Source organism: Pseudomonas sp. Pseu.R1 (assembly GCF_045764065.1).
Classification (GTDB): Bacteria; Pseudomonadota; Gammaproteobacteria; order Pseudomonadales; family Pseudomonadaceae; genus Aquipseudomonas.
In genome coordinates this window covers 1296347-1323121 of sequence record NZ_JBJGEE020000001.1, presented here as the reverse complement: position 1 = coordinate 1323121, position 26775 = coordinate 1296347, and the positions used below count along the sequence as shown (strand labels likewise).

The following is a 26775-nucleotide window of genomic DNA, read 5'->3' as shown; positions in this document are numbered from 1 at the left end:
CAACAAGAATTTGGAGAAAGACCGTTCATGAACACCAAAGCCCGTTTTACCTCTCTGGCACTGGCCCTGATGCTCGGCAGCGGCGCCACACTGGCCGCTGACCTGAAAATCGGTGTGGCCATGTCGCAATTCGACGACACCTACCTGACCTACATGCGCGAAGACATGAGCAAGAAGGCCAAGGACATGGGGGATGTCGACTTGCAGTACGTCGATGCTCGCAACGACGTCAACAAACAGCTCGACCAGATTCAAGAGCTGATCGGCAAGAAAGTCGACGCCCTGATCGTCAACCCTGTGGACACCGCTGCCACGGCCCGCATCACCAAAGCCGCCACCGCTGCAGGCATTCCGCTGGTCTACGTCAACCGCCGTCCGGATGATCCGAAACTGCCCGCAGGCGTTGCCTCGGTGACCTCCGACGACAAGGAAGCAGGACGCCTTCAGGCGCAGTACATCGCCGACAAACTCGGTGGCAAGGGCAGTGTGGTGATTCTGCTGGGCGAGCTGTCGAACAACTCCACCCGTGACCGCACCGAAGGTGTCAAAGAGGTGCTGAAAAAATACCCCGATATCAAAATCGCCGAAGAACAGGAAGGCGCCTGGGGTCGGCAGAAAGGCATGGACATCACCAACAACTGGCTGACCCAGGGGCGTGACTTCAGCGCGGTGCTGTCCAACAACGACGAAATGGCCATTGGCGCGTCCATGGCGTTGAAACAGGCAGGCAAAAAGTCGGGCGACGTGCTGGTAGCGGGTGTCGACGGCACGCCGGATGGCCTGGCGGCAGTGAAGAAGGGCGATCTGACCGTTTCAGTATTCCAGGACGCCAAAGGGCAGGGCGAAGGCTCCATCGATGCGGCTGTGAAGATGGCCAAGAAGGAAGCGCTGCCTCAGCAGGCCATCGTGATTCCTTTCAAGCTGATCACGCCGGACAACGTCAGCACCTTCAAATAACGTTCACATCACGACAACTGACCGGTTGCAGAGCACGTCTCTGCCGCCGCGTCACTTGAGGAGCCTGTGACCATGTTCGCTTCCGCTACTGCGACAACCGCCACCGTATCTGACACCCCGCCTGATCGCGCTGCGACCGCTGCCGAGAATCCCTACCTGCTGGAAATTACCAACATCAGCAAAGGCTTTCCGGGCGTGGTCGCGCTGGACAATGTAGAACTGCGCGTACGGCCTGGCAGCGTGCTGGCGCTGATGGGCGAGAACGGGGCGGGCAAGTCCACCTTGATGAAGATCATCGCGGGCATTTACCAGCCTGACACCGGCGAGATTCGCCTGCGCGGCAAACCGGTGGTGTTCGACACCCCGCTGTCGGCGCTGCAATCGGGCATCGCGATGATTCACCAGGAACTCAACCTGATGCCGCACATGAGCATCGCCGAGAACATCTGGATCGGCCGCGAGCAGCTCAACGGGCTGCACATGGTCGATCACCGCGCCATGCATCGCTGCACCCAGGAATTGCTGGACCGTCTGCGCATCGACCTCGATCCCGAAGAGCACGTGGGCAATCTGAGCATTGCCGAACGGCAGATGGTCGAGATCGCCAAAGCGGTGTCCTACGACTCCGATGTGCTGATCATGGACGAGCCGACCTCGGCCATTACCGAGAAAGAAGTGGCCCACCTGTTTTCGATCATCGCCGACCTGCGTGCGCAGGGTAAGGGCATCATCTACATCACGCATAAAATGAACGAAGTGTTCGCCATCGCCGACGAAGTGGCGGTGTTTCGCGACGGGTCCTACATCGGCCTTCAACGCGCCGACAGCATGGACGGCGACAGCCTGATCTCGATGATGGTGGGGCGTGAGCTGACCCAGTTGTTTCCGGAGCGCACCTCGCCGATTGGCGATCTGTTGCTGTCGGTACGCGACCTGACGCTGGACGGGGTTTTCAAGGACGTGTCGTTCGATCTGCACGCTGGGGAGGTGTTGGGCATCGCCGGGCTGATGGGTTCGGGCCGCACCAACGTGGCCGAAACCATTTTCGGGATTACGCCGTGCACTCGGGGCGAGATTCGTCTGGACGGCGCACCGATCAACGTGGTCGATCCGCACTTCGCCATCGAAAAAGGCTTCGCGCTGCTGACCGAGGACCGCAAGCTGACGGGCCTGTTTCCGTGTCTGTCGGTGTTGGAAAACATGGAAATGGCCGTGCTGCCACATTACGTCGGCAAAGGCTTCGTGCATCAGAAAGCGTTGCGCGCGTTGTGCGAGGACATGTGCAAGAAACTGCGGGTCAAGACGCCGTCGCTGGAGCAATGCATCGACACGCTCTCAGGCGGTAACCAGCAGAAAGCCCTGATTGCCCGCTGGCTGATGACCAACCCGCGCATCCTGATTCTCGACGAGCCGACCCGGGGTATTGACGTCGGCGCCAAGGCGGAGATTTACCGCTTGATTTCCCTGCTGGCCAGCGAAGGCATGGCGGTGATTATGATTTCGTCGGAGCTGCCAGAAGTATTGGGCATGAGCGACCGGGTCATGGTCATGCACGAAGGCGAAATGATGGGCACCCTCGACCGGGCCGACGCGACGCAGGAACGCGTCATGCACCTGGCGTCGGGCAATTCGATTCACTGATGATCCGCTTGCCAACGGCCTGGCCTTCCGACAGGAAGCAGGGTCGGAACAAGAATAAGAGGCACGTATGAAGATGAACGCGATTCTGGACAACAACAAACCCGCTGCGGCACCGACCCGGCACAAACGGCGGATGCCGACGGAACTGAGCATCTTTCTGGTGCTGATCGGTATCGGCCTGATCTTCGAGATTTTTGGCTGGGTCGTGCGTGACCAGAGCTTTCTGCTGAACTCCCAGCGTCTGGTGCTGATGATTTTGCAGGTGTCGATCATCGGTCTGATCGCCATCGGTGTGACGCAAGTGATCATCACCACGGGGATCGACCTGTCTTCGGGTTCTGTGCTGGCGCTGACCGCCATGATTGCTGCCAGCCTCGCGCAGTCGTCGGATTACACCCGAGCGGTGTTCCCCTCGCTGACCGATTTGCCGGTGTGGATACCGGTCATCGCGGGGTTGGGCGTCGGGTTGCTCGCAGGGGCGATCAACGGCAGCATCATCGCCATCACCGGGATTCCTCCCTTCATCGCGACGCTGGGCATGATGGTGTCGGCCCGTGGCCTGGCGCGTTACTACACGGGCGGCCAGCCGGTGAGTATGCTCAATGATTCGTACACGGCCATCGGGCAGGGCGCGATGCCGGTCGTCATCTTTCTGGTGGTCGCGGTGATCTTCCACATCGCCTTGCGTTACACCAAGTACGGCAAATACACCTACGCCATCGGCGGCAACATGCAGGCGGCACGCACCTCCGGGATCAACGTCAAGCGTCATTTGGTGATCGTGTACAGTATCGCCGGGCTTCTGGCCGGTCTGGCGGGGGTGGTCGCTTCGGCCCGGGCTGCCACGGGGCAGGCGGGGATGGGGGTATCGTATGAACTGGACGCCATCGCGGCGGCAGTGATCGGCGGCACCAGTCTGGCCGGTGGGGTGGGCCGTATTACCGGCACGGTGATCGGTGCGCTCATCCTCGGTGTGATGGCCAGCGGCTTTACCTTCGTTGGCGTCGACGCCTACGTGCAGGACATCATCAAGGGCCTGATCATTGTCGTTGCGGTGGTGATCGACCAGTACCGCAACAAGCGCAAGCTCAAACGCTAGCCTCTGTGTCGTATGCGAAAAGGGCCTGATTTCAGGCCCTTTTCGTTTTTTGGTCCGGTTGAACCGATGGGAATAGGGACGGTCAGACGTCACCACAAATTTAAGTGACTGCTACAGGGGAATGCGTCGGCGCTAAGACACAGGTTGAAACACCGGTTTGGCTCAACGCCACCGGGGATTTGGGGGCTTGTTGAGCGAATCTTGTTCAATTATGTTGCCGAGTACGACACCCGGCCTTAGACTGCCGCCCCTCGTAAATTGAGTGCCAAGTGGCGCCTGGAGACGATGGCGCTGGCGATCTCGCTTTTACAATCGGGCCAAGGCGCTCCCTTGATTCGCCTTAATGCACGTTTTTTTATAGAGAAATCAATGACCAAGGAAAAGTTGCTGGCGATGCCGGCCGATGACTACATGAACGCCGAGCAGCACGCCTTCTTTCAGGCCCTGCTGCAGTCCATGAAGGTGGAAACCCACGAGCGCATCGAGCAGAGCCGTATCGCTATCGAAAGCCTGGACAGCCCGGCTGATCCGGCCGACGCCGCCTCTGTGGAAGAAGAGCGTCACTGGTTGGTCAATGCGATCGAACGCGATCAGCGCCTTTTGCCTCAACTGGAAATGGCCCTGGCCCGTATTGCGGACGACACGTTCGGCTGGTGCGACGACAGCGGTGAGCCTATCGGACTGAAGCGCCTGCTGATCAGCCCGACCACCAAATACTGCATCGAAGCCCAGGAACGTCACGAACAGATTGATCGCCACCAGCGTCAAGCCTGATTCGTACACCCGATGCACCAGCCCGGCTGTCTTGAACGAGACAGTCGGGCTTTTTGTCGCCTGTGATTTGCCATGCGCTTGCGAGACTGACGGATGCGCTGAAATCCGACCGACTACCACCAAGGGCTCATGGCGCATGGCCGCTATCTGACGTTTAATGCTTTCAAAATAATGATAAGCAGGGTGGGTCAAGGATATGGCGATCAATGGCAGTCACACAGGGGCGCTCCCTTCGTACGCAGAACCGGTGAGCGCCGCGTCGTCGCGTGCTTCTTCGGGCTGGTGGACACCCGCGTTGCAGAGTCTTGCGCTATGTCTGCTGTTTGCGGCCATGGCGTGGGGCGAGGTTCCGGTCTACGGGTGCCTGCCTCTGGCACTGTTGAGCCTGTGGCTGCCTCGCGTGCTGGTTTCCCGTTCGATCCCCACCCCTGTCGAGAAACAGGACGACGCCCTTGAGCGGCTGACCCGTGACCTGTCGCGCAGCACCAGCCATAACGCATTGTCGGCGGCTGCCGTGGCTTTTTCGGTCAAGCAGTTGGCGAGCCGCTTGCAATCCCAGGTGAACGCCGCCGAGCAGATCGTCAGCAGTGCCGACGTGATGATCACCACCGAACGGGCCACATCCTCTCTCAGTCAGCAAGCGCTTGGCGCCGCCAGCGGAGTGCGACAGAGCAGCGACTCGGGTCTGGTGGTGTTGAACGAGTCCATCGCCCTGATGCATCAGCTCAGCGAGCGCGCCGACAGCAGCCGACAACTGATCGAGGCCCTGAGCCAGCGCAGTGAAGATATTCAGCGAGTCACGGCGGTCATTCAGTCGATTGCCAGCCAGACCAATCTGTTGGCGCTCAACGCCGCCATCGAAGCGGCTCGGGCGGGCGAGCATGGCCGGGGATTTGCCGTGGTCGCCGACGAAGTGCGTGGTTTGGCAGGGCGTACGGCAACCGCTACCGGAGAAGTGGGCGAAATGGTCGCGGACATCCAGCAGCGCACCGCGCAAGTGGTCGAGCAGATTCGCCAGCTTTCCGGGGATCTGAACGGCGGTGTCGAGCAGGTCGAGATGACCGGGCGGCAACTGGCGAACATTGCGCAACTGGCGGCAGGTGTCGAAGGGCAGGTGGGTGAAATCGCCACGGGGGCCGAGACCAACCAGACGCAATTGAGCAGCCTGTTCGTCGCTGTCGAGCAGATGCGCAGCGACCTGGCCATCAGCGATGACCAGACCCGCCACCTGGCGCAATCGGCGGTGCAGATGGAAGGGCAGGCGGAAACCATCAGTGAGCGTCTGGCGCAAGTGGGGCTGGATGACTACCACCAGCGCGTCTACGATCTGGCGCGCGAGGGGGCTGCTCAGATCGCGCGGCAATTCGAGCATGACATCGATCAGCGGCGCGTCAGCCTTGACGACCTGTTCGACCGTCACTATCAAACGATCCCCAACACGTCTCCGGCCAAATATCAGACCCGCTTCGATCGGTACACCGATCAGGTGCTTCCGGCCATTCAAGAGCCGTTGCTCAAACGCCACGAAGGTCTGGTATTCGCCATTGCCTGTACGCAGCAGGGCTATGTACCCACGCACAATCAGGCCTTCAGCCAGCCGCTGACGGGCGACGTTGCAATCGACACCGTGCATAACCGTACCAAGCGCAAGTTTGACGACCGTACGGGCATTCGTTGTGGCAGCCATCAGCAACCGGTGCTGTTGCAAACCTACACGCGGGACACGGGTGAGTTGATGCACGATTTATCCGTGCCAATTCTGGTCAAGGGCAGGCATTGGGGTGGCTTGCGGCTGGGCTACAAGCCCGACAGTACGCGCCCGCGGTCCGCTTGAATAGTTTCGGAATGTGACCAGGAGCAGGGTACGCCCCTGCTCTTTCGTTATGTCGGGTTACGAATAATTGAGGAGAAACAATATTTAATTATTGTTTTAACGCATCTTTTTAGTTTATGTGTGCCAGACATCTGCAGCGATTTGATGGTTTGTTGTAGGAGATTTTTGTTGAGGATGCTGGCCGGTCTGATATTTGAGTAGGTCTTTTCTGAAAGTGTGAAGCCTGTATTGACGAAGTCGTATGTGCACGCATTCTGTGAGTTATATGACCAGATATTAATTATCTGGGCTTCAAATGAAACTCGCAGGTGAATTTATTTATGACGACATTGCATTCGGTAACAGGCTCTAGCGGCGTCATCGGGGCGCTGGATGTGACCGTTCGAATCGGTGTGTTTTTCGACGGCACGGGTAATAACCGCATTAACAGTCAGATCGGTGCTGACTGTCAGGCCATGGCTGAAGTTTACAATGGCGCGCATATCAAAGAATGCGGCGGCCGACACACTGATCCTGGCAGCAGCTACAGCAACGACTTGACCAACATCGCCAGACTCGCAGACCTCTATCGCGATCAGCCTGTCGCCCGAAACGACGGACAGGGCCTCAAGGTGTATCGAGCCGTTTATGTCAGTGGCATCGGCACTAAGTCAGGGGGGCGAGATTCCCGTGTTTCAGGGCAGGGGTTCGGGCGTGGAAATACTGGCGTCGTCGCCAAGGTGTCCCGGTGCATCAAGAAGATCGATGACGTGCTCAAGGCATTTGAAGATTGCAATCCGGGTTGCGTGATAGGCGCTCTGGAGTTTGATCTGTTCGGGTTCAGTCGGGGGGCCGCGGCGGCGCGTCATATGGCCAATGAAGTACTCAAACAAACGGGAGGTGCGTTGGACCCGTTGCTAAGAAAACGTCGGTCACTGTTAGCTGCGGGGTTTTCCTGGGCTTCCCACTGTGTACGTTTGAAGGTGATCGGGCTGTTCGACACCGTCGCGGCGGTCGGTGGATGGTCCGATCTGGGCAATGTGCGGGACGAGATGAATGCGCGGGTTAACCTGTTCCTGCCTCCCGGGTGTGCGCAACAGGTGCTGCATCTGGTGGCGGGGGATGAGCATCGACGCAACTTTGCCTTGAACCGCGTCGCACCTGACTGGCCTCGGGAGGTTGTCCTGCCCGGCAGTCACTCGGACATCGGTGGAGGCTATCACCCGCAGAGCGTGGAATCCGTCTCGTTGACCCGCCCCCGGCGCAGCCTGGTCAGCGCCAATACGCCCTATGACGCCACGGACGCCTGGCTTCAGACGCATGCCGAACTCGATTCGCTGGACGCGCAGCGCTGGATCGACCCGCAGGACGAAAACGCCTCCATCGGTATCGAGTGTTTTGAACGAATGGCCCAACGTGGGCGCGGGATGAAGACTGTCGTGGCAAGTGTGAAGCTGGAGCGCCGTGTGTTCGGGCATTTGTCACGGGTCTATTTACGGGTCATGCATGCTTTGGCGTGTGATGAAGGGGTGCCATTTCGACCGATTCCCGACGTGGCCGATCTGAACGTACCGTTGGAGTTGAAAAGCATTGCTGAAAAATTGCTGGCGTACGCGCGCGGTCTGGATGTGTCGTTGACTGCCGATGAAATGCAGATGCTGTATCGGCGTTACATCCATTGTTCAGCGCACTGGAACGCATTCATCGGGCGGAGTGGGGCCCTGGTGGACAGCCCGTTTATCCATGCTCCGGCCGTTGGCGGTCGCCAGCGCTTTGCGCATGTGAGTCAGCCGGGCTACCCACTCTGACGACAGGCGACCCGGGGGAAGGTCGCCTTGTCAGACGGCTCTCATCGTTGGCTGGCGGGATGCAAGCGCTCGTTAAGGTCGTCCACCACAGGTGCCCATTCAGCATCGACTTGCAGTTCTTCTTTAAGAAAGCGTGCCTGCTGAGGCGTCCAGAACTCGGCATCGATCAGTTTTACATCGGCGGGCAGCCTGTGCTGGCTGATGAACGCATCGATACTGGCTTCGTCTGACGCCAGCCCCAATTGCTCGAACAGTGTAGCGAGTGTGGGTGCGGTGGTTTCCATGTCATCTCCCGGTGGGTCTGTGACCCCGTCTGATGGGGTGAGTTGTCAATGCTGTGTTGCATGTGAGTCGTTTTATCGTGCGAGAGTTCGCGACATTTGCCTGAACGATTCAGCGTACGTGTTTCGGGTGCAGGAACGATTGCACACAGATTTTGCAGCCATGTCGTGTACAAATAACGCGGGATTGCGGACGAAAGGCATATATCCCGTATAGACTCTCAGCCGGTAGAATCCATGTTCATGCCCGCGCCCGGCTTCCGGGGCGCACCGTTTTCTTGTCTTTATCCTTGCCTGGCCGGTTGCCGGGCGAGTTCATATCAGGTTGGGAGTTTGTACATTGGCCGTCAGTAATCTGGATACCCATGCGTTATTCGTGCTTGGAGACTTGCGCGCGAAGCTGGTGAAGCAGTTCCAGGCACGTTTCGTTTACATCATCGAGCAATCCCCTGAAGGCATTTACATGTCTGAAATCGACACCGAAGCTGCGATGGTGGTCGATGACAAGCCGCGTCTGGAGCTCAAGGTCGGCGATCATTTTCGCGCTGCCGTGTTGCCGAGCCGTGAAGGCGGCAAGTTCGAGATTCGCTTTCGTGAAATCAGGATGACCATCTACGGCCTGGGCGAATATGCCTTTGTCGATGTCCCGGAAGGTCATGGCATCGTGTTCAAGGAATCCAATACGGTGTTCATGGTGTTCGCCGCTCATGAGCAGATTCAACAGGGTCTGAGCAAAGTCCTCAAAGCCGCCACTGCGAAGGCTGCGAAATGGCGCAAGGGCGAACTGGTGTTCAAGGCCAGCGAGTGATTCGCCAGCCCTGAAACGTCATCAGGTTCAGAATCGCGTCTGTACCGCCAGCTCGAACGTCCGGGGCTCGCCCAGGTAGTACGCCGGTGATACGTGGGCGAAACGGGCATAGACCTCGTCAGTCAGGTTCCTTATCCGTCCGGTCACCGATGTGTGGGCATCGACCTTGAACGTCAGAAAGCTCCCGTACAGCGTGTAGGACGGAACGGTTTGCGTATTGGCATTGTCGGCGTAAACCGAGGCCACGTAGCGCGCGTCCACGCCGCCTTGCCAGCGTGGTGTGAAGTCATACGTCAGCCACAGATTGGCGACCCGGTCCGGCACGTTGGTGGGGGTATTGCCCTTGCGCGAGACCACGACCCCGGCGGCGTTCTTTTCGTTGAAGTCGTCATACTGCGCGTCGACCCAGGCGACGTTGCCTTCCAGCAGCAACGCAGGCGTGACGCGCAAGGCGCTCGCCAGTTCGATACCCCGCGATGACTGTTGGCCCACCGGAACGGTGTTGGTCGGGTCCAGCGGGTCGGTCACGGCAAAGTCTTTGCGTTCGAGGGTATAGGCCGCAAGGGTTCCCGAACCCCGGCCTTGCAGGTAATCGAACTTGCTGCCGATTTCCCACTGCTTGCCTGTCGAGACATCGAAGTTCTGCGTCCCGCTGGGCTGCTCGGCGGCCGTGCTGTATTGCACGTAGACGTTGGCATTGGGGATGAATTGCCAGGTCAGTCCGGCACGGCCCGTGACCGGCTGCCAGTCACGACGCAAGTGGCGCGGATTACTGGCCGTCACCACACGATGGTTGGTCACGTCCAGGTCGATGTCGTCGTAGCGCAGGCCGGTTACCAGCGACCATTGTTCGTTCAGGGCCAGGCGGTTTTCCACGAATACGGCTTTGGTCGTCACTTCATTGGTTTTGTCCTTGACGAAACCCTGTCGAGTGCCGGGCAGGTCGTAGAAATGGCCGGGGTCGAAATGGTCCGGGTCCACGCTGTTATTGGCCGCAACGTTCCACGGGTTGTTCGTCGTGCTGTTGACCTTGTATTCGAAGCCTGTGGCCCAGGTCGTGGCCATGCCCAGCAGGTAGCCTTCATGCCGCAACTCGAACTGGTCGCCGCCTTGCGTGCCTTCGTGACGCACCAGATAGGCCGTCGAGCGGTTGATCGCGCTGTTGTCGGCGTTGTACTGGTAAGTCTCCAGGTTGCGGTAGTCACGCTGGCTGTCCAGGTGATACAGCGTGTTGCGTAAGGTCGTGGTGTCGTTGAGGCGGTAGTCGATGATCGAGCGAATCCACTTTGTGCGCTGTTCGTACAGGCCATCCTCGACGTTGTAGTTGCGAAAGCGATTGTGTTTATCGATCTTCAATTCGCCCGCTTTGGGGTTGAGCACTGGCGTGCCCCAGTACGGACTGTTTTCGTGTTCGTCCTGATATTCCAGCGCAAGGGTGTGGGACAGATTCGGCGTGATGTCGCTGAGCAGGGAAAAGGCGACGTTCCATGCATCGTTTTCCTGACGGTCGATGTAGCCGTTACTGGTCGTGTGGCTGACGTCCAGCCGGGCGTAATGCTGAATGTCCGAGGTCGGATCGCTCAGGGCGTGGTTCACGCCAAAGGCGGTTTGCGTGGTGTCGAAACTGCCGTAGCTGACCCGGCCCTCAGCCGATTGTTCTTCGCGGGTCGCCAGCTTGGTGACGTAGTTCAACGAGCCGCCCACCGAGCCTGCGCCGTTCATCACCGATGACGGGCCACCGAGCAATTCGACGCGGTCGTAGATCCAACTGTTGACCGGACGGGCGAGGCCGGTGGCGACGTTGATGCCGTTGAACATCTGCGTCACCTGGCTGCTGGTGAAGCCACGGTAGGAAATGAATCCGCCGAAACCGGGCGGTGCGCTGGCGTTGACGCCGGGCAGCGCGTTGGCGGCGTCCTGAAAGTTCTGTGCGCCGTGGCGCTCGATGTCCGCGCGGTGGGCGACGGCGATGGAGGCCGGGGTTTCACGCAGGCTCAGCCCCAAGTGGGTAGCGCTGGCAGCGTGTTGTTCAAGGTCCAGGCCGGTGGGTTCGGCGCTTTGTTCGTCGTTGATGGTGACCGGCGCCAGATCGATGGCTGATTGCGCGTAGACGAGCGGGGACAGGCTGCCGATCAGACCGGCGAGCAGGGGGATGCGTTTCATGGTGAAGACCTGAAAGGAAGGCGAATACGGCCCCGGCTTTGCGGATGGCTGATCTACCGCATGGTGAGCAAGCTCACTCCCACAGGGATTGCGCATACCCGTGGGAGTGAGCTTGCTCACCATGAGGGCAGAACAGACACCCACGAACCATCTGTAGGCCGCGATCAGACGGCCGCAGAGAAGGGCATGTCGTAGCTGAATCAGATCAGGCGAAGGGCGGTGCGCGCGGGTTGGCCGTGGGCCAATGGACAGCGGAAGGGATTTGAGTGGCCGTCACGACCGCAGGCGGCGGACTGTGGGTTTCCGGCAGGATCGCCAGCGTCAGGCTGGAGCTCAGCGCCGGGCCCATGCCGCCGGTGGAGCACAACGGGCAACCGAAGGCTGCGGACAGGGTGGGCAACTTCTGATCGCCCGGTTTGAACGCTTCGACCGTCAGCGCCCGGCCATCGGTGGAGCAGAACTCGCCGCCAATGCCGTTGAGCTGCATCCCGACCATTTGGCCATGGCCGATGCTGCAGGCGAACACGTTGAACAGGACGCAGCAATAGAGCATCCAGGCGATCAGGTGTCGGTCCGAGCGGTTCAGTTTCATGGCGCGGGAATGTATCAGAAGTGATGCGATGAACGGGGTGCGGCAAAAGGGCGCAATCTGTCGCGACCGCCATCTCCGCTTTTGCTCTTGTTTTTGATCCACGATGGCCCGAACGCAACCCCAGTCACGTTCGGCGGTGTCTGGCCGCGATGAAACATCCCGACAAGTGCTGAGTTATCTGGCCGCTCGCTTGATCAGTTCGTCCACTCGGGACAGAAACAGCCTGACCAGCGCCGAACTGTTGTCGCGGCGATAGCCGATCATCAGGTCGATGGTCGGTGGCTCACCGCGCAGAGGACGGCTGGTGACCGACCACGGCAAAAAGTGCTCGGCGTAGGCGGGCAGCAACGCGACGCCGCGCGTCGAGGCGATCAGCGACATGGCCATCGTCAGGTTGTGGATGCGGTGGCTGGGCGTGATGTCGAGACCGGACGCCACGAGGTACTTTTCGATGGCCAGGCGCATCGGGTAGGCGATGTCCGAAGCACCGATGAACACCTCTCCCGCCAAGTCACGCACATCAACGTCCTGGCCGGCGGCCAGCCGATGGTCGCTGGGCATGATCACCACGAAATGCTCTTTGGCGACGCTGATGTAGTTCAGCTCGGGTGTGTTGTGCTCTTCACGTAAAAACGCGATGTCCAGCTTGCCGCGCACCAGTGCTTCGGCAAGGTCAGGGGAATATTGGCTGGACACGGTCATGTCCATGTTTGGCAATTGGTCGAGTAACAGCCGGGTGGTTTCGGGCAGCCAGTCCACTTCGTGTCCGGTGAGAAAGCCCACGGCGAAGACCGGCTTGCCCGGATGTGCGGCCTGGCGTGCCGCTTCGACACCGGTTTCAACCTGTGCCAACGCCAGTCGCGCGTGCTCCAGAAAGGCCGCGCCCGCAGCCGTCAGTTCGATGCCGCGTGCACTGCGCAACAGCAACCGCGCGCCCACCTCATCTTCCAGATCCTTGATCTGCCGACTCAGCGATGGCTGCGAAGTGAACAGGCGCTTTTGCGCTGCCACCGTGACGCTGCCTTCTTCTGCTACCGCGATGAAATAACGCAGATGGCGCAGTTCCATGTTTACGATTCTCGTATGAGTCATGCTTTAAAAGCATGAGGTGGCAGCTTACAAAGTCTTATTCAGCCGAACAAGCGAGGAATAGATTGGCTTCAACGGCAGCGAAACAGCGCTGCACCCTCTGACCAGCGAGGCCTGTCATGCATACCCATCAGACCGCTCCGACTCACTATATCGATGCCAACGGCATCCGTTTCGCGTATCGCCGCTTCGGCAACCCGCAAGGCATTCCTGTCGTATTGAACATGCACTTCACCGGCACCATGGATCACTGGGACCCACTGGTCACCGATGGCCTGGCGCAAGACCGCGAAGTGATCCTGTTCAACAACGCAGGGGTCTCCAGCACCTCCGGCGAAGTGCCTGCTTCGGTGGAGGAGATGGCGGCCAACGCCGCGCACTTCATCAAGGCGTTGGGCTTGAAGCAGGTCGACGTGTTGGGCTTTTCGCTCGGCGGTCTGGTCGCTCAGACACTGGCGATTGCCGAGCCTGCATTGGTTCGTCGGCTGGTGCTGGTCGGGACCGGCCCGCGCAGCGGAGACGTCATGGCATCGCTGACGCCGGAAGCCGTCGAGGTCTTCACGGCGACGTATGCCCATCCCGATGACCTGTGGCTGGGCGTGTTCTTTACACCGTCCGAGGCCAGTCAGGCGGCCGGTCGCGCCTTTCTCAAGCGCTTCCGCTTGCGCAGCGAAGGCCGCGACCCCGAGGTGAACGAGCGTGTCGCACCGGCCCAGTTGGCCGCGCTGGCCAAGTGGGGCGCTCCCCAAGACACGCCTTTCGACTACCTGGCGGCGCTCCGGCAGCCGACGCTGGTCATCAATGGTGACCACGACGTGATCATTTACTCGATCAATTCCTGGCACCTGCAACAGCACATTCCCAACGCTCAGCTGCTGATTTACCCCGACGCCAATCATGGCTCGCAGTACCAGTACCCCGAGCGTTTCGTGAAGCACGTCTCGATGTTTCTGACCGAGCAGTGATTCGCCGTTTTACCCCGATCCTGATTTTTATCGCGTTCAATTCGAGGAACACATCATGAGCAATCTGACTGGAAAAACCGCGCTGGTCACTGGCGCTTCTCGTGGTATTGGTCGTGCCAGTGCGCTGGCCTTGGCCAAGGCGGGCGCACAGGTGCTGGTGCATTACAGCAGCGGCGCGACAGAAGCTCAGGCGGTCGTCGCCCAGATTCGCGCTGAGGGTGGTCGCGCCGAAGCGGTGAGTGCCGACCTGTCCAAAGCGGACGGGCCCCATGCGCTGGCAAAGCGGGTCATCGATATCGTCGGTGCCAGGCTGGATATTCTGGTGGCCAATGCAGGCGTGGCGAGTGCTGCGAGCATCGAAGACACCACGGTCGAGGATTTTGACCGGTTGTTCGCCGTCAACGTCCGCGCCCCGTTCTTCCTGGTGCAGCAGTTGCTGCCGGTCATGCGTGAAGGCAGCAGCATTGTCTTGCTGTCTTCATTGGCCGCTCGTTCCGCAGTGGGCAACCTGGCGGCATACGCCTCGACCAAAGGCGCCATCGATACGCTGGTCACCCATTTCGCAGCAGCCCTTGGCGGGCGAGGCATTCGAGTCAATGCCGTCGCTCCGGGCGTGGTCGACACCGACATGTCGAGCTTCGCCCGCACCGATGCCGGTCGCGAGATGACCCTTTCCATGCAGGCCCTGCAACGGGTAGCGCAACCGGACGATATTGGCGGAACCATCGCCTTTCTGGCCTCCGATGCCGCGCGCTGGATCACCGGTGACACCCTGCGGGTCGACGGCGGTTCCAAACTCTGAATCGACTTTCCCTACGCCGAACAGCAACACGCCATCTGATTTTCAATCATTGAAGAGGAACCGATCATGACCACCACGCTTTATCACGCCGCTGGCTCTCCCAACGCGCGCCGCGTTCGTATCTTTATCGCTGAGAAGGGCCTTCACGTTCCGCTGGTGCCGGTGGATCTGGGCAGCAAGGAGCAATTCTCCGACGCCTACAAAACCATCAATCCACGCAGCATGGTGCCGACATTGGTGCTTGCTGACGGCACGTCGATTGCCGAGGTGCCTGCCATCTGGCGCTATCTGGAAGAGGCCCATCCTGAACATCCGCTGCTGGGCAGCACGCCCACGGAAAAAGCGCTGATTGCCATGTGGGAGCGGCGCGTGGAACTGGACGGCTTTGCGGCCGTGATGGAGGCCGTGCGCAATGCCGTACCGGGTCTCGCAGGTCGCGCGTTGGCCGGTCCGCATTTTTACGAGCAGATTCCGGATCTGGCAGCCCGCAGCCGTTTGCGCGTAGTCAACTTCTACGCAGACCTGAACCAGCGTTTGCAGACCGTGCCCTTCGTGGCAGGCGAGCACTTCAGCGCCGCTGACATCACGGCGTTGGCCACCCTGGACTTCGCCAAAGGCGCCCTGAAAATGGCGATTGCCGAGGATCAGACCGCCTTGCAGGCCTGGTACGACACACTGGCTGCTCGACCGTCTGCATCGGCGTGAATCGTGTTCGACCACCCCTCCGAGACCTGGCGCATGCGTCAGGTCTCGCTCGTGTGTCAGTGCGCGTAATGCAGTCCTTGCCTGTAGCGGCGCATTGAGCGAAAGCGTGATTTACTTCGCTCACATTTCCTGCGCTGATGCCCCATGACCCCTCTCAATCTTTGCGCCGCTCAATACACCTCTATCGCAGGCGATCTCGATGCCAACATCGAGCGCCATCTTCACTTCATGCAATGCGCCGCCCGACAAGGCGTCGAGTTTCTGTTGTTCCCGGAGCTGTCGTTAACCGGCTACGAGCCTGCTTTCGCTCGCGAACTCGCGCAAGGGCCGGATGCCGAGTGCTTACGCCCCTTGCACGAACTGGCGAAAGAAACGGGGATGACGACTGTCGTGGGCCTGCCGCTGCGTCAGCCGGACAGCGAGGCGATCCTGATCGGCGCGTGGGTGTTCGCAGCAGACGGCACGCAGGCGACGTACACCAAACAGCATTTGCATCCGGGCGAAGAAGTGGTTTTCAGCCCAGGTCATGGCGGGTCATTGTTGGCGATGGGGACGGAGCAGATCGCGCTGTCCGTCTGTGCAGACTTCACCCACGCCAGCCACGCGCAAGCGGCCAGGCAAGCAGGCGCCGGAATTTACGCTACCAGCGTGTTGATCAGTGAAAACGGCTACGCCCACGACAGCGCAATGCTGCAAGGCTATGCCCGCGAGCAGGGGTTCGGGGTGTTGATGGCCAACCATGGCGGGCCGTCCGGTGGCTGGGCCTGTGCGGGGCGCAGTGCGTTCTGGTCGCCGCAAGGGGAACGGGTTATCAGCGCTGCCGGGACGGGCGATTGTCTGGTCATCGCCCGTCGACGTCAGGGTGTTTGGGAAGGAGAGGTGGTCCAGGGAGGATAGACACATCTGGGTACGGCATCAGATCTCATTCAACGTTGCATTGGCAATGGCCGATGCGCTGATCGCAGCAGGAAAACCAACGTAGAACGCCAGGTGAGTGATCGCCGTCGACAGTTCTTCAGGCGTGACACCGTTGCTGATCGCCCGACGCAAATGCGCGGGCAATTCGTCGGCATGACCCGCTGCGATCAGCGTGGCGACGGTGATCAGGCTTCTGTCGCGCGGGGAGAGTGCGGGGTCGCTCCAGATCTGTGGATAGAGCGTCGAATCGACGAACGCCGACAGTTTCGGGGTGAAGGCGCGGGCAGCTTCGCGAGGGCTGCTGAAGTTGATGTTCGACATGTGGGTGTGTCCTTTGAGGCGGTGGGTGTGCTGCCGAGTCTAGGGACGATAGCCCGTTTAATTGAGCGGGCCGGGAGGGAATCACTGTTGTCTGGGGAGGAAATATTGCCCTTCCCGATGGTGTTCGACGAGGAAGTCCACGAACACCCGGACCCGTGCGTTCATCGTCGCGCCGCCGACGAACACCGCGTGAATCGGCTCCTTGTCGTCGGGGTTGAACGCTTCCAGCAGCGGGACCAAGGTGCCGCGCTCAAGGTCGTCGAGTACGGTGAACACGCCGATACGCGCCAGCCCGGCACCTAATCTGGCCATTTGCGCCAACGCCTCGCCGCTGTTGCACTCCAGGGTGCCTGAAACCTTGAGGGCGAAATCCTGACCATAGCGGCGAAACGGCCAGTCCGGGTTGGCCCGACGAAAGTTGAAGCGCAAGCAGTTGTGTTGGGCCAGATCTTCAGGTGTTTGCGGCGTACCGTGGCGCTCCAGGTACTCGGGCGAGGCCACGATGACCTGGCCTGTTTCGCCGATGCAGCGCGCGGTCAGTGGGCTGTCTGGCAAGTAGCCAAAGCGTATGGCGACATCGGCCTGACCGCCGAGAATGTCGACGAGTTCATCGCCCAATGTCAGGTCCACCAGAATTTCCGGGTAGCGGGCACTGAACGCCGCCACCAGCGGCACAATGGCCAGTCGTCCATGGGCCACCGAGGCGCTGACCCGCAGCCGGCCCCGTGGCACGCCTTGATTGGTGATGGCCTCTTCGACTTCGTCCATGTCCGCGAGGATGCGCCGGGCCGCGCGTAAGTAGGCTTCGCCTTCTGCGGTGAGGGTGATTGCCCGGGTTGTGCGCAGCAACAGGCGGGTGCCGATGCGCTGTTCGGTACGGGCGATGATGCGGCTGACCGCCGACGGCGTCAGGCCCAGTGTGCGGGCCGCCGCTGACAGGCTGCCCGCTTTCGCCACGCTGGCGAACACCTCCATTTCTCCCGATCTGCCGTTGAAGTCCATTTGTGCCTCGAACGCAAAGGTGCTTGTACCGAAAGCGGTCTACCGCTCTGTTGGACCGGATCGTAGCATTTGCGGCATAGATAAGGAGCCTCTCATGCGAATCAATCCACCCCTTGTTGCACTCTCCATCGGCGCCTTTGGCATCGGTGTGACCGAGTTCGCGCCCATGGGCATGTTGCCCAGTATTGCGGCGGACCTCGGCGTTTCCATTCCCTCCGCCGGACTGCTGGTCAGCGCCTATGCGCTGGGCGTGCTGATCGGCGCACCGTTAATGACCCTGGCCACCGGGAAGATTCCGCGGCGTTACCTGTTGATCGGCCTGATGGCGATTTTCACCCTCGGCAACCTGATGTCCGCGATGGCGACCAGTTACGAAAGCCTGCTCATCGCCCGGATCGTGACCTCCCTCAACCACGGGGCGTTTTTCGGCATCGGTTCGATTGTCGCGGCCAGTGTCGTACCGCCCGAGAAACGGGCAGGGGCGGTGGCGGCGATGTTCATGGGGTTGACGCTGGCGACCATCGGCGGTGTGCCACTGGCCAGTTGGTTCGGCGAAATGCTCGGCTGGCGTACGGCATTCTGGGGCATTGCCGGGCTGGGCTTCGTGGCGATGGCCTCGCTGTGGTTCGCCTTGCCCAACTTGCCACTGCCCAAGAGTGACGGTGCGTTGGCGGAAATCCGCGTGCTGGGGCGCGGCCCGGTGTTGGCGGCGTTGTTGCTGACGGTGGTGGGTTCGGGGGCGATGTTTACCGTGTTCACTTACATCGCACCGATTCTGCAAAATGAAACCCACGCCTCGACGACCTTCATTACTGCGATGCTGGTGCTGTTTGGCATTGGCCTGACGCTGGGCAACATGTGGGGCGGCAAGGCGGCCGACCGTTCGGTGGACCGCACGCTGATTGTCTCGCTGTCGATTCTGATCGCGGTCTTGCTGGCGTTCTCGGTGCTCATGCAATGGCCGCTGCCCACGGCTCTGGGGATCCTGATCTGGGGCATAGCCAGCTTTGCCCTGGTGCCGCCCTTGCAGATGCGTGTAATGGAGGCCGCGAAGGAAGCGCCGAATCTGGCGTCGGCGGTGAACATCGGTGCGTTTAACTTCGGTAACGCCATCGGCGCGGCGTTGGGCGGTGCAGTGATCAATGCGGGGCTGGGTTATCCGGCGATCTCCCTGGCAGGCGCGGCGATGGCCGGTTTGGGACTGTTGATGGTGCTCGGCTTCGCGTGGCGTTCGCGGATGGGATCTGCACAGATGGACGTGGTTGCCGATCATTAAGCCAGTGAAGGCGCGCTCGCAAGCTCCAGTTGGCTTCTACAGAGACCGAGTCAATCTTGAAACGCCGACGCCGAGCTTTTGCTTTTGATCTTCTAACGCAATAGCCATTCCTCGCGTGCCCACGGAGCGGCGCCGAAGTGAGGGAACCCGGCGTAGCCGGGCCAAACCAGGCGCAAGTGGCTTTGCCTACTTTCCCCGTAAGGAAAGTAGGTCGCCCGAGGGGGGGAAACCCTCAGTCTCTACATTCCGAATAACGGATCTGCCCCGAGTTTCAGCGTCGCTGTCTTTGACAAGCATGGTCCTGAGTTCGGGGACTGATCCGTTCGCGAGGGTGACGCTGACTCACCTTCCGTTCAGCTTCGCGTTGCTTGTGATCGCAATGGTGTTGTCGCTGGTTCTCGGGCGCTACGGTATTTCCATTGGCGAGTTGATCCGGTTCGCCGCGACAGGGCCGGGCGGTGCGGCGACGTCGACATGGTGCTCAAGACCCAAGCGTTTTATCACCGGTTTTTCGATTATTCGCTGACGACGGCTGACGCTCAACGCATCCTCGCCGGCCTGCCACCCGGCTAGCAGGCGACTTGATTGATGAACACGCCTCACTACTTCATGCGCTGAATCGTTTCAATGCCACGGTTTCTTTTTGTATAAGATCGCTCGCGATTGTATCGAAAAGGAAACAATGGGTTGAATCATGCGAGTGACGTGCGCTTCGAGTGCAACGGGTGTGGCCGCTGTTGCCAGAACCATCACATACCGCTGACCCTCGACGAGTCTGAACGTTGGGTCAGTGACGGTGGGCAGATCGTCATTCTGGTCGACGGGTTTCTCGAAGACAGTCATGGCTTCGACAGCGTGCAGGGCACTCACCTGATGAGGCGTTCACGGGCTGTTCACAGTGGCACGTTACGCCCCAGAGTGATGGTGACGTTCGCAGCGCACAATCCGGGGCGTTGTCGCTACCTTCAAGATGACAACCGCTGCGGGCAATACGAAAGCCGTCCGCTGGTGTGCCGGATCTATCCCGCTGAAATCAATCCGTCCATTGCCTTGAACCCTGCTGGCAAGGACTGTCCTCCTGAGGTGTGGGGGGATGGCCCTCTGCTGATCCATCGTGAGCGTGGCGTTGACCCCTCGGTGAACGCATTGATCGAACAATCCCGTCAGGCGGATCGCGATGACATCGCTCTCAAGGTCGCGATCTGCGAACGGCTGGGTATCCACGTCAGTGCCATTCGCGGCAATGGTTTCACCGCTTGGCTGCCGGATGGCCAACAGTGGTTGCAGGCGCTCGCCAGCGTGGGCGAGGAGGCCGAACCTCAGGTTCAGTGGGCGTTCGAGGTCTCGGGTGAGCACCTGGCCGGAGCGTTGAGCGGACTCGGCCTGCGTCTCGGCGACAGCGCCAGCCATTCAGGTGCGTTTATCGGGCTGGCCTGAATTCGGCAAGTTGACGTATCGCGATGTCATCATTTGGACACTTTTGGCGCGTACCACTGTCACTGGCTTATCGAATTCGAAACAAGGACATGATTGGCGCATGAAGGTAATGGACGCCCAGACGGCAAAGCGTAAAGGAATGAAACGTCGCGCAACCGTCATCTACCGACAGGAAGGTCAGATTCTGTTCGTGCGCAAGCGACGGTCGAAATGGAACCTGCCTGGCGGTCGTATCGAACGCGATGAAACGCCGTTGCAGGCCGCTCTGCGCGAGATGTCCGAAGAGACCGGGATTTCGCTCGGTGAACTGGTGTATGTCACCGAATACCGTGAAAACGACGTCATTCATTTTCTGTTCGAGGCACAGGCCAACGCGCAGAAGAAGCCCCGCCCGTGTAACGAAATCGACCGATGCCGATGGATCAAGCCCAAGGACGTCGCCAAGCGCAATGTCCGAAGTCCCATCAAGACCATCCTGAAACGCTGCGCCTGACTCGATACACATTTCGTTTCATGAGCCAGATCGTTAACATGCCTTCGCGGTTGTATGATGACGCCGCTCTTTTCCCCTGACATGGTATTTCGGCGTGACCACGTACCGGTCAACACCCCAGACAAGGACGTTTTCGATGCCCTCATCACTCGACGTGCTGCGTAACCAGATTCTGGATGCAGGCCCTGTGCTCAAGACCCTCGATACCGAGATGGAAAAGATCGAGTTCGACCCCCTTGTTCCCGCCAGCGTCGATGCGGCCAATCGCAAGGTGGGGCAGATGATCGAGGCGTTGCTGTCGGACTTCAAAGGCAATCCGATCCTCGAACCGCTGGCCGTAGAATTGAAATCACAGTATCTGGAAGGTATCGAAGAGCAAGTCGCGGCGGCCCGAGCGGCCGCCTGACCCTGATGCGGTCACGTCATGAGGTGGCGTGACCGTTTCACTGCACTGGAATTACATGAGGGGCTTCAAGCCTTGCTTTTAGCCGATCAGCAAAGGCGATTGCCTCTTGCATGCAGCGAAACGCTACCGGGTAGTCGTTAAGCATCACCAGCCAGTCCGAGCCGCACACCGCTTTTTCGATTTTGATGACCATGATCGCCCTCCGTCCAATCAGTCGATATTCACCGAAGAAAATCTGACCACTCAACGATGGTGGACTGTCGCCACGCGAAACAGCGTAGCGCGGTTGTCCAGTTTTCTCTGGCTGAAGTGACGATAGGCCCTCGTCGAACGCGAGTTGATCCGCATCAGGTAATTCCAACACCCGGCGTGCACGCCACGATCATTAAGTTGTCACTTAGGGTCATTGAGCGTGACCGTTGGGGTGTTTAATGTCTGCGTCATGAACGGGACTATGCTTGTAGTCCCTGATGAATCGACGGGCACCCAAGAGTGCTCGCGCCTTCCGTGATGACGTTCGATGGAGTGTTTATGGCCGCCGCTCACTACCCGCATTTGCTGGCTCCGCTGGATCTGGGATTTACCACGCTGCGTAACCGTACCCTGATGGGGTCGATGCACACCGGTCTTGAAGAAAAACCGGGTGGCTTCGAGCGCATGGCCGCGTATTTCGCCGAGCGGGCGCGCGGTGGGGTAGGGCTTATGGTCACGGGCGGCATCGCGCCTAACGCCGAAGGCGGTGTGTATTCCGGAGCGGCCAAGCTCACCACGCCGGAGGAAGCGGACAACCATCGTATCGTGACCAAGGCCGTGCATGAGGCTGGTGGCAAAATCTGCATGCAGATCCTTCACGCCGGTCGTTATGCCTACAGCCCCAAGCAGGTCGCGCCGAGCGCCATTCAGGCGCCGATCAACCCGTTCAAGCCCAAGGAGTTGGACGAGGAAGGCATCGAGAAGCAGATTCAGGATTTCGTGACCTGCGCCACCCTGGCCCAGACCGCCGAATACGACGGCGTGGAAATCATGGGGTCCGAAGGCTATTTCATTAACCAGTTTCTGGTCGCGCACACCAACCACCGCACCGACCGTTGGGGCGGCAGCTACGAAAATCGCATGCGCCTGCCGGTGGAGATCGTGCGTCGAGTGCGCGAAGCCGTGGGGCCGAATTTCATCATCATCTATCGCTTGTCGATGCTTGATCTGGTCGAGGGCGGCAGCACCTGGGAAGAAGTGGTGCAACTGGCCAAGGCCATCGAACAAGCGGGCGCGACGATCATCAACACCGGCATCGGCTGGCACGAAGCCCGAATTCCGACCATTGCCACCAAAGTCCCGCGCGCGGCGTTTGCCAAGGTTACGGCGAAGATGCGCGGCTCGGTGTCGATTCCGCTGATTACCACCAACCGCATCAATACTCCGGAAGTGGCCGAACAGGTGCTGGCCGAAGGCGACGCCGACATGGTGTCCATGGCGCGTCCGTTCCTGGCCGATGCCGATTTCGTCAATAAGGCTGCGGCCGGTCGTGCCGATGAAATCAACACCTGCATCGGCTGCAACCAGGCCTGTCTGGACCATACCTTCGGCGGCAAGCTCACCAGTTGCCTGGTCAATCCACGCGCTTGTCATGAGACGGAGCTGAATTACCTGCCGGTCAAACAGATCAAGAAAATCGCCGTGGTCGGCGCAGGCCCGGCCGGTCTGGCGGCGGCAACCGTGGCCGCCGAGCGTGGGCATGAGGTGACGCTGTTCGATTCGGCCAGTGAAATCGGCGGGCAGTTCAACGTCGCCAAGCGCGTTCCGGGCAAGGAGGAGTTTTACGAGACCCTGCGTTACTTCGGCCGCAAGGTGCAGACCACGGGGGTCGACCTGCGTTTGAACACCCGCGTGAGCGTCGAGGATCTGGCAGGCAAGGGCTATGACGAAGTGATTCTGGCCACCGGCATTGCGCCTCGGGTTCCCGCGATTCCGGGGATCGAAAACCCCAAGGTGCTGAGCTATCTGGACGTGATTCTGCAACGTAAGCCGGTGGGCAAGTCGGTGGCGGTGATTGGCGCGGGCGGGATCGGTTTTGACGTGTCCGAGCTCCTCGTTCATCAGGGCGTGGCCACCAGTCTGGATCGCGATGCGTTCTGGGAGGAATGGGGCATCGACGGCGCTCTGATCGCTCGCGGAGGGGTAGCGGGGGTAAAACCTCATCCTCACGCCCCGGCGCGTCAGGTGTTCCTGTTGCAGCGCAAAACCTCCAAAGTGGGCGACGGGCTGGGCAAGACCACCGGCTGGATCCATCGCACGGGGCTGAAAAACAAACACGTGCAAATGCTCAACAGCGTTGAATACCTGAAGATCGACGACGCCGGGCTGCACATTCGCATTGGCGCCGAGGGTGAAGAGAAAGTGCTGCCGGTGGACAACGTGGTGATTTGCGCAGGTCAGGATCCGTTGCGCGAACTGTACGATGGCTTGCAAGCGGCGGGGCAGAGTGTGCACCTGATCGGCGGTGCCGACGTGGCCGCCGAACTGGACGCCAAGCGCGCGATCAACCAAGGCTCGCGGCTGGCGGCGGAGTTGTAAGCTGCCCCAGCGACGACAATACCCCCGTTTGTGGGAGCGAATTCATTCGCGATGCGTCGGTACATTCGATAAAGATGTGTCGTTCGTGCCGCCGCTTCGCGAATGAATTCGCTCCCACAGAGTAGACGCCACGCATGCAGCAGCGATTTCGAAGACGCCACCGCCTGTAGCCGTCCGGCGGTGGTAAGCTTCGCCCCTCCTGCGGTCTGTGACTGATTCATGCTCCCCCCAGCCCCCCTCCAACTCCTCAACCTTCCCTGGCTCACCGCGTCGGCCATCGACGTCGCCGTCCTGCGTCTGGACCTCATCGACCCGCTGATCAGCGGCAACAAATGGTTCAAGCTCTCTCATCATCTCGATCAGGCCAAGCGAATCGGCGCCCAGGGTGTGATCAGTCTGGGCGGTACGCACTCCAATCACCTGCACGCGCTGGCCGCGGCGGGGCAGCGCTTTGGTTTTGAGACGGTCGGCCTGCTACGCGGCAACCCCGTGCAAACCCCGACCGTGCGCGACCTCGACGCCTTTGGCATGGAACTGCACTGGCTCGGTTACGCGGGGTATCGCGCGCGCCATGAAGCGGATTTCTGGAGGCCGTGGCAGACGCGTTATCCCCATCTGTACCCGATCCCCGAGGGCGGTGGCGGGCTGGACGGGGCGTTGGGCTGCGCCGACATCGTGCGTCAGGCTCAAGCACAGCTTGGCGCATTGGGATGGGATGACTATCACGGCTGGTGGCTGGCCTGCGGAACGGGCACCACGCTGGCCGGGCTGGTGCTGGCAGAGGAGGGGCGGCGCAAGGTATTTGGAGCGATGGCTGTGCCGCAAGGGCATGGGGTGGCCGAAAATGTGTCAGGCATCCTGAGGGCCGGGGTTGATGAGCGCTATGAGTTACTCGACGCCAGTCGCGGCGGTTTTGCGAAAACCGACGCTCAATTGCTTGAGTTCATAGCGGCCAGTGAAACGCAAAGCGGAATCCCCCTTGAGCCTCTCTACACCGGCAAGGCGTTGCTGGCGTTGAAGCAGGCGGTTGCGTCAGGCCGGATTAACTCAGGTACCCGGCTGATCTTCGTGCACACGGGTGGGCTTCAGGGGAGACGGGCCGTCTCTCCTCGTAACAGAACGGCTTGATCGCCGCGTTGATCTTCCGTAGCAGTCCGGCTTGCCAACGGTGGCGGATTTGAAGTCGCTGCCGACGGCAAGCCGGACTGCTAAAGACGCTGTGTGCGCCATCCTTTTTTCTTTGGCACGAATCCTGCGGACCCGACGCCCCGACAGGTCGGTCCTGAGTATGTCGACGACACTTCTGGAGTAAGGCAGCTCAGGCGCTGTACCGATAATCGGATCCTTCATACGCGCGCCGAGGTTTGCATGACCACTCCAGCCATTGAGCAGGTTGACCCTGCCACATTGAGAAAAGTCATCGTTGCGGCCAGCATCGGCAATTTCGTCGAGTGGTTTGACTTCGCGGTGTACGGCTTTCTTGCCACCACCATCGCCCAAGAGTTTTTCCCCAGCGGCGATGCCAGCGCGGCGCTTCTGAAAACGTTCGCGGTCTTCGCGGTGGCTTTCGCCTTTCGCCCGTTGGGCGGTCTGTTTTTCGGCATGCTGGGTGACAAGATCGGGCGCAAGCGCACGCTGGCCTTCACCATTCTGCTGATGGCAGGGGCGACCACCCTCATCGGCCTGCTACCGGCCTACGCCGCGATTGGCGTGACTGCACCGATCCTGCTCACCATCATCCGCTGTGCTCAGGGTTTCTCGGCAGGCGGAGAGTACGCCGGGGCCTGCGCCTATCTGATGGAGCATGCGCCCAGGGGCAAACGTGCGTGGTATGGCAGTTTCGTGCCGGTGTCGACCTTTGCGGCCTTCGCTTCGGCGGCGATTTTCGCCTATGCGCTGGAGTCTCCATTGTCAGCCGAGGCCATGAGCACCTGGGGCTGGCGCTTGCCGTTCCTGGTCGCCGCGCCGTTGGGGCTGGTCGGGCTTTACCTGCGGTGGAAACTGGACGAAACCCCGGCCTTTCAGGCAGTGGAAGAAGACCACGCTGTTGCCCATTCGCCACTGAAGGACACGCTTCGTCACCACGGCGGCGCGATCCTGGCGCTGGGTGCGTTCATCTCGCTGACGGCCTTGTCGTTCTATATGTTCACCACTTACTTCGCGACGTACCTGCAAGTGGCGGGGGGGCTGAACCGCGCAACGGCGCTATTGGTGTCGCTGATCGCGTTGCTGTTCGCTGCGGCGATGTGTCCGGTGGCGGGTGCGTTTTCCGACAAGGTCGGGCGTCGGGCGACAGTGATCACGGCCTGCGTCCTGCTGGCCGTAATGGTCTATCCCTCGTTTCTCATGGCCAGCTCTGGGTCGTTCACCGGTTCCATCATCGGCGTGATGTTGCTGGCAACCGGCGCGGTGCTGTGCAACGTGGTGACCGCCGCCCTGTTGTCCGAGACCTTTCCGACCCGCACTCGTTACACCGCGTCGGCAATCACCTACAACATGGCGTACACCATTTTTGGCGGGACCGCGCCGTTGATGGCGACCTGGCTGATCGGTTTGACCGGCAGCAACCTGGCCCCGGCGTTCTACCTGATTGCCATTGCTCTATTGGGGTTGGTCGGTGGGCTGGCGCTGCGCGAAACGTCGAAAGTGTCGCTCGATGAGGTGGATGGCACGTTGGGGCAGCGCCAGGCGATGCACCCTGCCGCGTAATACCGATAACTGTGGGAGCCGCCTTGGTGGCGAATGCGGAGTATCAATCACGTTGTAATCGGCTGGCACACCGCATTCGCCACCAAGGCGGTTCCCACGGGTCACGTAAAACTCGATAGCAACCTCACTATTTTGTATCAGGCCA

General features: G+C 60.2%; 25 protein-coding genes. 18 read left to right on the top strand and 7 right to left on the bottom strand.

Annotated elements, in window-relative coordinates; translation table 11 throughout:
• Positions 1 to 27: 27 nt before the first annotated feature.
• The 6 genes from ACI5GA_RS06280 (at position 28) to ACI5GA_RS06255 (ending at position 8092) form a co-directional block, all read left to right on the top strand.
• Positions 28 to 957 carry a sugar ABC transporter substrate-binding protein gene (locus tag ACI5GA_RS06280; protein WP_404631135.1) on the top strand — a complete coding sequence of 310 codons (930 nt, stop codon included), beginning with the start codon at positions 28 to 30 and terminating at the stop codon, positions 955 to 957.
• Between the two features lie 72 nt (positions 958 to 1029).
• The gene (locus ACI5GA_RS06275; protein WP_404631133.1) at positions 1030 to 2598 is read left to right on the top strand and encodes a sugar ABC transporter ATP-binding protein; all 1569 of its coding nucleotides are present in this window, start codon (positions 1030 to 1032) and stop codon (positions 2596 to 2598) included.
• Between the two features lie 73 nt (positions 2599 to 2671).
• Entirely contained in the window at positions 2672 to 3697 is a 1026-nt protein-coding gene (locus ACI5GA_RS06270; protein WP_421425445.1) for an ABC transporter permease, read from the top strand.
• A gap of 369 nt (positions 3698 to 4066) precedes the next feature.
• Positions 4067 to 4471, top strand: coding sequence for a TraR/DksA family transcriptional regulator (locus tag ACI5GA_RS06265; RefSeq protein ID WP_404631131.1), 405 nt, complete (start codon positions 4067 to 4069; stop codon positions 4469 to 4471).
• Positions 4472 to 4667: 196 nt separating this feature from the next.
• A complete protein-coding gene (locus ACI5GA_RS06260) occupies positions 4668 to 6305 on the top strand; it encodes a methyl-accepting chemotaxis protein (RefSeq protein WP_421422222.1) in 1638 nt (545 codons plus the stop codon).
• Positions 6306 to 6625: 320 nt separating this feature from the next.
• Positions 6626 to 8092, top strand: a complete 1467-nt coding sequence (locus ACI5GA_RS06255) for a T6SS phospholipase effector Tle1-like catalytic domain-containing protein (RefSeq protein ID WP_421422220.1) — start codon at positions 6626 to 6628, stop codon at positions 8090 to 8092.
• A 41-nt stretch (positions 8093 to 8133) separates the two neighbouring features.
• Here ACI5GA_RS06255 and ACI5GA_RS06250 read toward each other — a convergent pair whose 3' ends face one another.
• On the bottom strand, positions 8134 to 8376 hold the full coding sequence (locus ACI5GA_RS06250) for a DUF2789 domain-containing protein (RefSeq protein ID WP_404631125.1): 243 nt from the start codon (positions 8374 to 8376) through the stop codon (positions 8134 to 8136).
• Between the two features lie 337 nt (positions 8377 to 8713).
• Between ACI5GA_RS06250 and ACI5GA_RS06245 the strand changes: the two genes are divergently transcribed.
• Positions 8714 to 9181 carry a hypothetical protein gene (locus tag ACI5GA_RS06245; RefSeq protein ID WP_404631123.1) on the top strand — a complete coding sequence of 156 codons (468 nt, stop codon included), beginning with the start codon at positions 8714 to 8716 and terminating at the stop codon, positions 9179 to 9181.
• 27 nt (positions 9182 to 9208) lie between these two features.
• Here ACI5GA_RS06245 and ACI5GA_RS06240 read toward each other — a convergent pair whose 3' ends face one another.
• The 3 genes from ACI5GA_RS06240 to ACI5GA_RS06230 all read right to left on the bottom strand — a co-directional run bounded on the left by ACI5GA_RS06240 (position 9209) and on the right by ACI5GA_RS06230 (position 13004).
• The gene (locus tag ACI5GA_RS06240) at positions 9209 to 11344 is read right to left on the bottom strand and encodes a TonB-dependent receptor (protein ID WP_421422218.1); all 2136 of its coding nucleotides are present in this window, start codon (positions 11342 to 11344) and stop codon (positions 9209 to 9211) included.
• A 205-nt stretch (positions 11345 to 11549) separates the two neighbouring features.
• A complete protein-coding gene (locus tag ACI5GA_RS06235; RefSeq protein WP_404631119.1) occupies positions 11550 to 11936 on the bottom strand; it encodes a DUF2946 domain-containing protein in 387 nt (128 codons plus the stop codon).
• A gap of 174 nt (positions 11937 to 12110) precedes the next feature.
• Positions 12111 to 13004 (bottom strand): LysR family transcriptional regulator, encoded by an 894-nt coding sequence (locus ACI5GA_RS06230; protein ID WP_404631117.1) that lies wholly within the window; start codon positions 13002 to 13004, stop codon positions 12111 to 12113.
• A gap of 140 nt (positions 13005 to 13144) precedes the next feature.
• Here ACI5GA_RS06230 and ACI5GA_RS06225 point away from each other — a divergent pair, with 140 nt between their 5' ends.
• From ACI5GA_RS06225 to ACI5GA_RS06210, 4 genes are all read left to right on the top strand, one after another.
• On the top strand, positions 13145 to 13990 hold the full coding sequence (locus ACI5GA_RS06225) for an alpha/beta fold hydrolase (RefSeq protein WP_421422216.1): 846 nt from the start codon (positions 13145 to 13147) through the stop codon (positions 13988 to 13990).
• A gap of 55 nt (positions 13991 to 14045) precedes the next feature.
• Complete coding sequence (locus ACI5GA_RS06220; RefSeq protein WP_421422214.1) at positions 14046 to 14792, top strand: SDR family NAD(P)-dependent oxidoreductase; 747 nt, start codon at positions 14046 to 14048, stop codon at positions 14790 to 14792.
• A 66-nt stretch (positions 14793 to 14858) separates the two neighbouring features.
• Positions 14859 to 15497 carry a glutathione S-transferase gene (locus ACI5GA_RS06215; protein WP_421422213.1) on the top strand — a complete coding sequence of 213 codons (639 nt, stop codon included), beginning with the start codon at positions 14859 to 14861 and terminating at the stop codon, positions 15495 to 15497.
• A 144-nt stretch (positions 15498 to 15641) separates the two neighbouring features.
• The gene (locus ACI5GA_RS06210; protein ID WP_404631109.1) at positions 15642 to 16394 is read left to right on the top strand and encodes a carbon-nitrogen hydrolase family protein; all 753 of its coding nucleotides are present in this window, start codon (positions 15642 to 15644) and stop codon (positions 16392 to 16394) included.
• An 18-nt stretch (positions 16395 to 16412) separates the two neighbouring features.
• Here the strand turns inward: ACI5GA_RS06210 and ACI5GA_RS06205 are convergent, their stop codons facing one another.
• Together ACI5GA_RS06205 and ACI5GA_RS06200 are read right to left on the bottom strand one after the other, a co-directional pair.
• Positions 16413 to 16736, bottom strand: a complete 324-nt coding sequence (locus ACI5GA_RS06205; protein ID WP_404631107.1) for a carboxymuconolactone decarboxylase family protein — start codon at positions 16734 to 16736, stop codon at positions 16413 to 16415.
• Positions 16737 to 16817: 81 nt separating this feature from the next.
• On the bottom strand, positions 16818 to 17738 hold the full coding sequence (locus tag ACI5GA_RS06200) for a LysR family transcriptional regulator (RefSeq protein WP_404631105.1): 921 nt from the start codon (positions 17736 to 17738) through the stop codon (positions 16818 to 16820).
• Positions 17739 to 17832: 94 nt separating this feature from the next.
• On the opposite strand from ACI5GA_RS06200, the gene ACI5GA_RS06195 reads away from it, so the two are divergent.
• From ACI5GA_RS06195 to ACI5GA_RS06180, 4 genes are all read left to right on the top strand, one after another.
• Positions 17833 to 19014 (top strand): MFS transporter, encoded by a 1182-nt coding sequence (locus ACI5GA_RS06195; protein ID WP_421422210.1) that lies wholly within the window; start codon positions 17833 to 17835, stop codon positions 19012 to 19014.
• Between the two features lie 687 nt (positions 19015 to 19701).
• Positions 19702 to 20451, top strand: coding sequence for a YkgJ family cysteine cluster protein (locus tag ACI5GA_RS06190; RefSeq protein WP_404631101.1), 750 nt, complete (start codon positions 19702 to 19704; stop codon positions 20449 to 20451).
• A 139-nt stretch (positions 20452 to 20590) separates the two neighbouring features.
• On the top strand, positions 20591 to 20944 hold the full coding sequence (locus ACI5GA_RS06185) for an NUDIX hydrolase (protein ID WP_421422208.1): 354 nt from the start codon (positions 20591 to 20593) through the stop codon (positions 20942 to 20944).
• Between the two features lie 136 nt (positions 20945 to 21080).
• Positions 21081 to 21350, top strand: coding sequence for a hypothetical protein (locus ACI5GA_RS06180; RefSeq protein WP_404631098.1), 270 nt, complete (start codon positions 21081 to 21083; stop codon positions 21348 to 21350).
• 37 nt (positions 21351 to 21387) lie between these two features.
• Here the strand turns inward: ACI5GA_RS06180 and ACI5GA_RS06175 are convergent, their stop codons facing one another.
• Positions 21388 to 21543, bottom strand: a complete 156-nt coding sequence (locus ACI5GA_RS06175; RefSeq protein ID WP_404631096.1) for a hypothetical protein — start codon at positions 21541 to 21543, stop codon at positions 21388 to 21390.
• Positions 21544 to 21881: 338 nt separating this feature from the next.
• Between ACI5GA_RS06175 and ACI5GA_RS06170 the strand changes: the two genes are divergently transcribed.
• The 3 genes from ACI5GA_RS06170 to ACI5GA_RS06160 all read left to right on the top strand — a co-directional run bounded on the left by ACI5GA_RS06170 (position 21882) and on the right by ACI5GA_RS06160 (position 26630).
• Positions 21882 to 23921 carry an FAD-dependent oxidoreductase gene (locus tag ACI5GA_RS06170; protein WP_421422205.1) on the top strand — a complete coding sequence of 680 codons (2040 nt, stop codon included), beginning with the start codon at positions 21882 to 21884 and terminating at the stop codon, positions 23919 to 23921.
• Between the two features lie 219 nt (positions 23922 to 24140).
• Positions 24141 to 25049: a 1-aminocyclopropane-1-carboxylate deaminase/D-cysteine desulfhydrase gene (locus ACI5GA_RS06165; RefSeq protein WP_421422204.1), complete on the top strand. Its 909-nt coding sequence runs from the start codon at positions 24141 to 24143 to the stop codon at positions 25047 to 25049.
• Between the two features lie 240 nt (positions 25050 to 25289).
• Positions 25290 to 26630, top strand: coding sequence for an MFS transporter (locus ACI5GA_RS06160; RefSeq protein WP_421422202.1), 1341 nt, complete (start codon positions 25290 to 25292; stop codon positions 26628 to 26630).
• Positions 26631 to 26775: the final 145 nt, after the last annotated feature.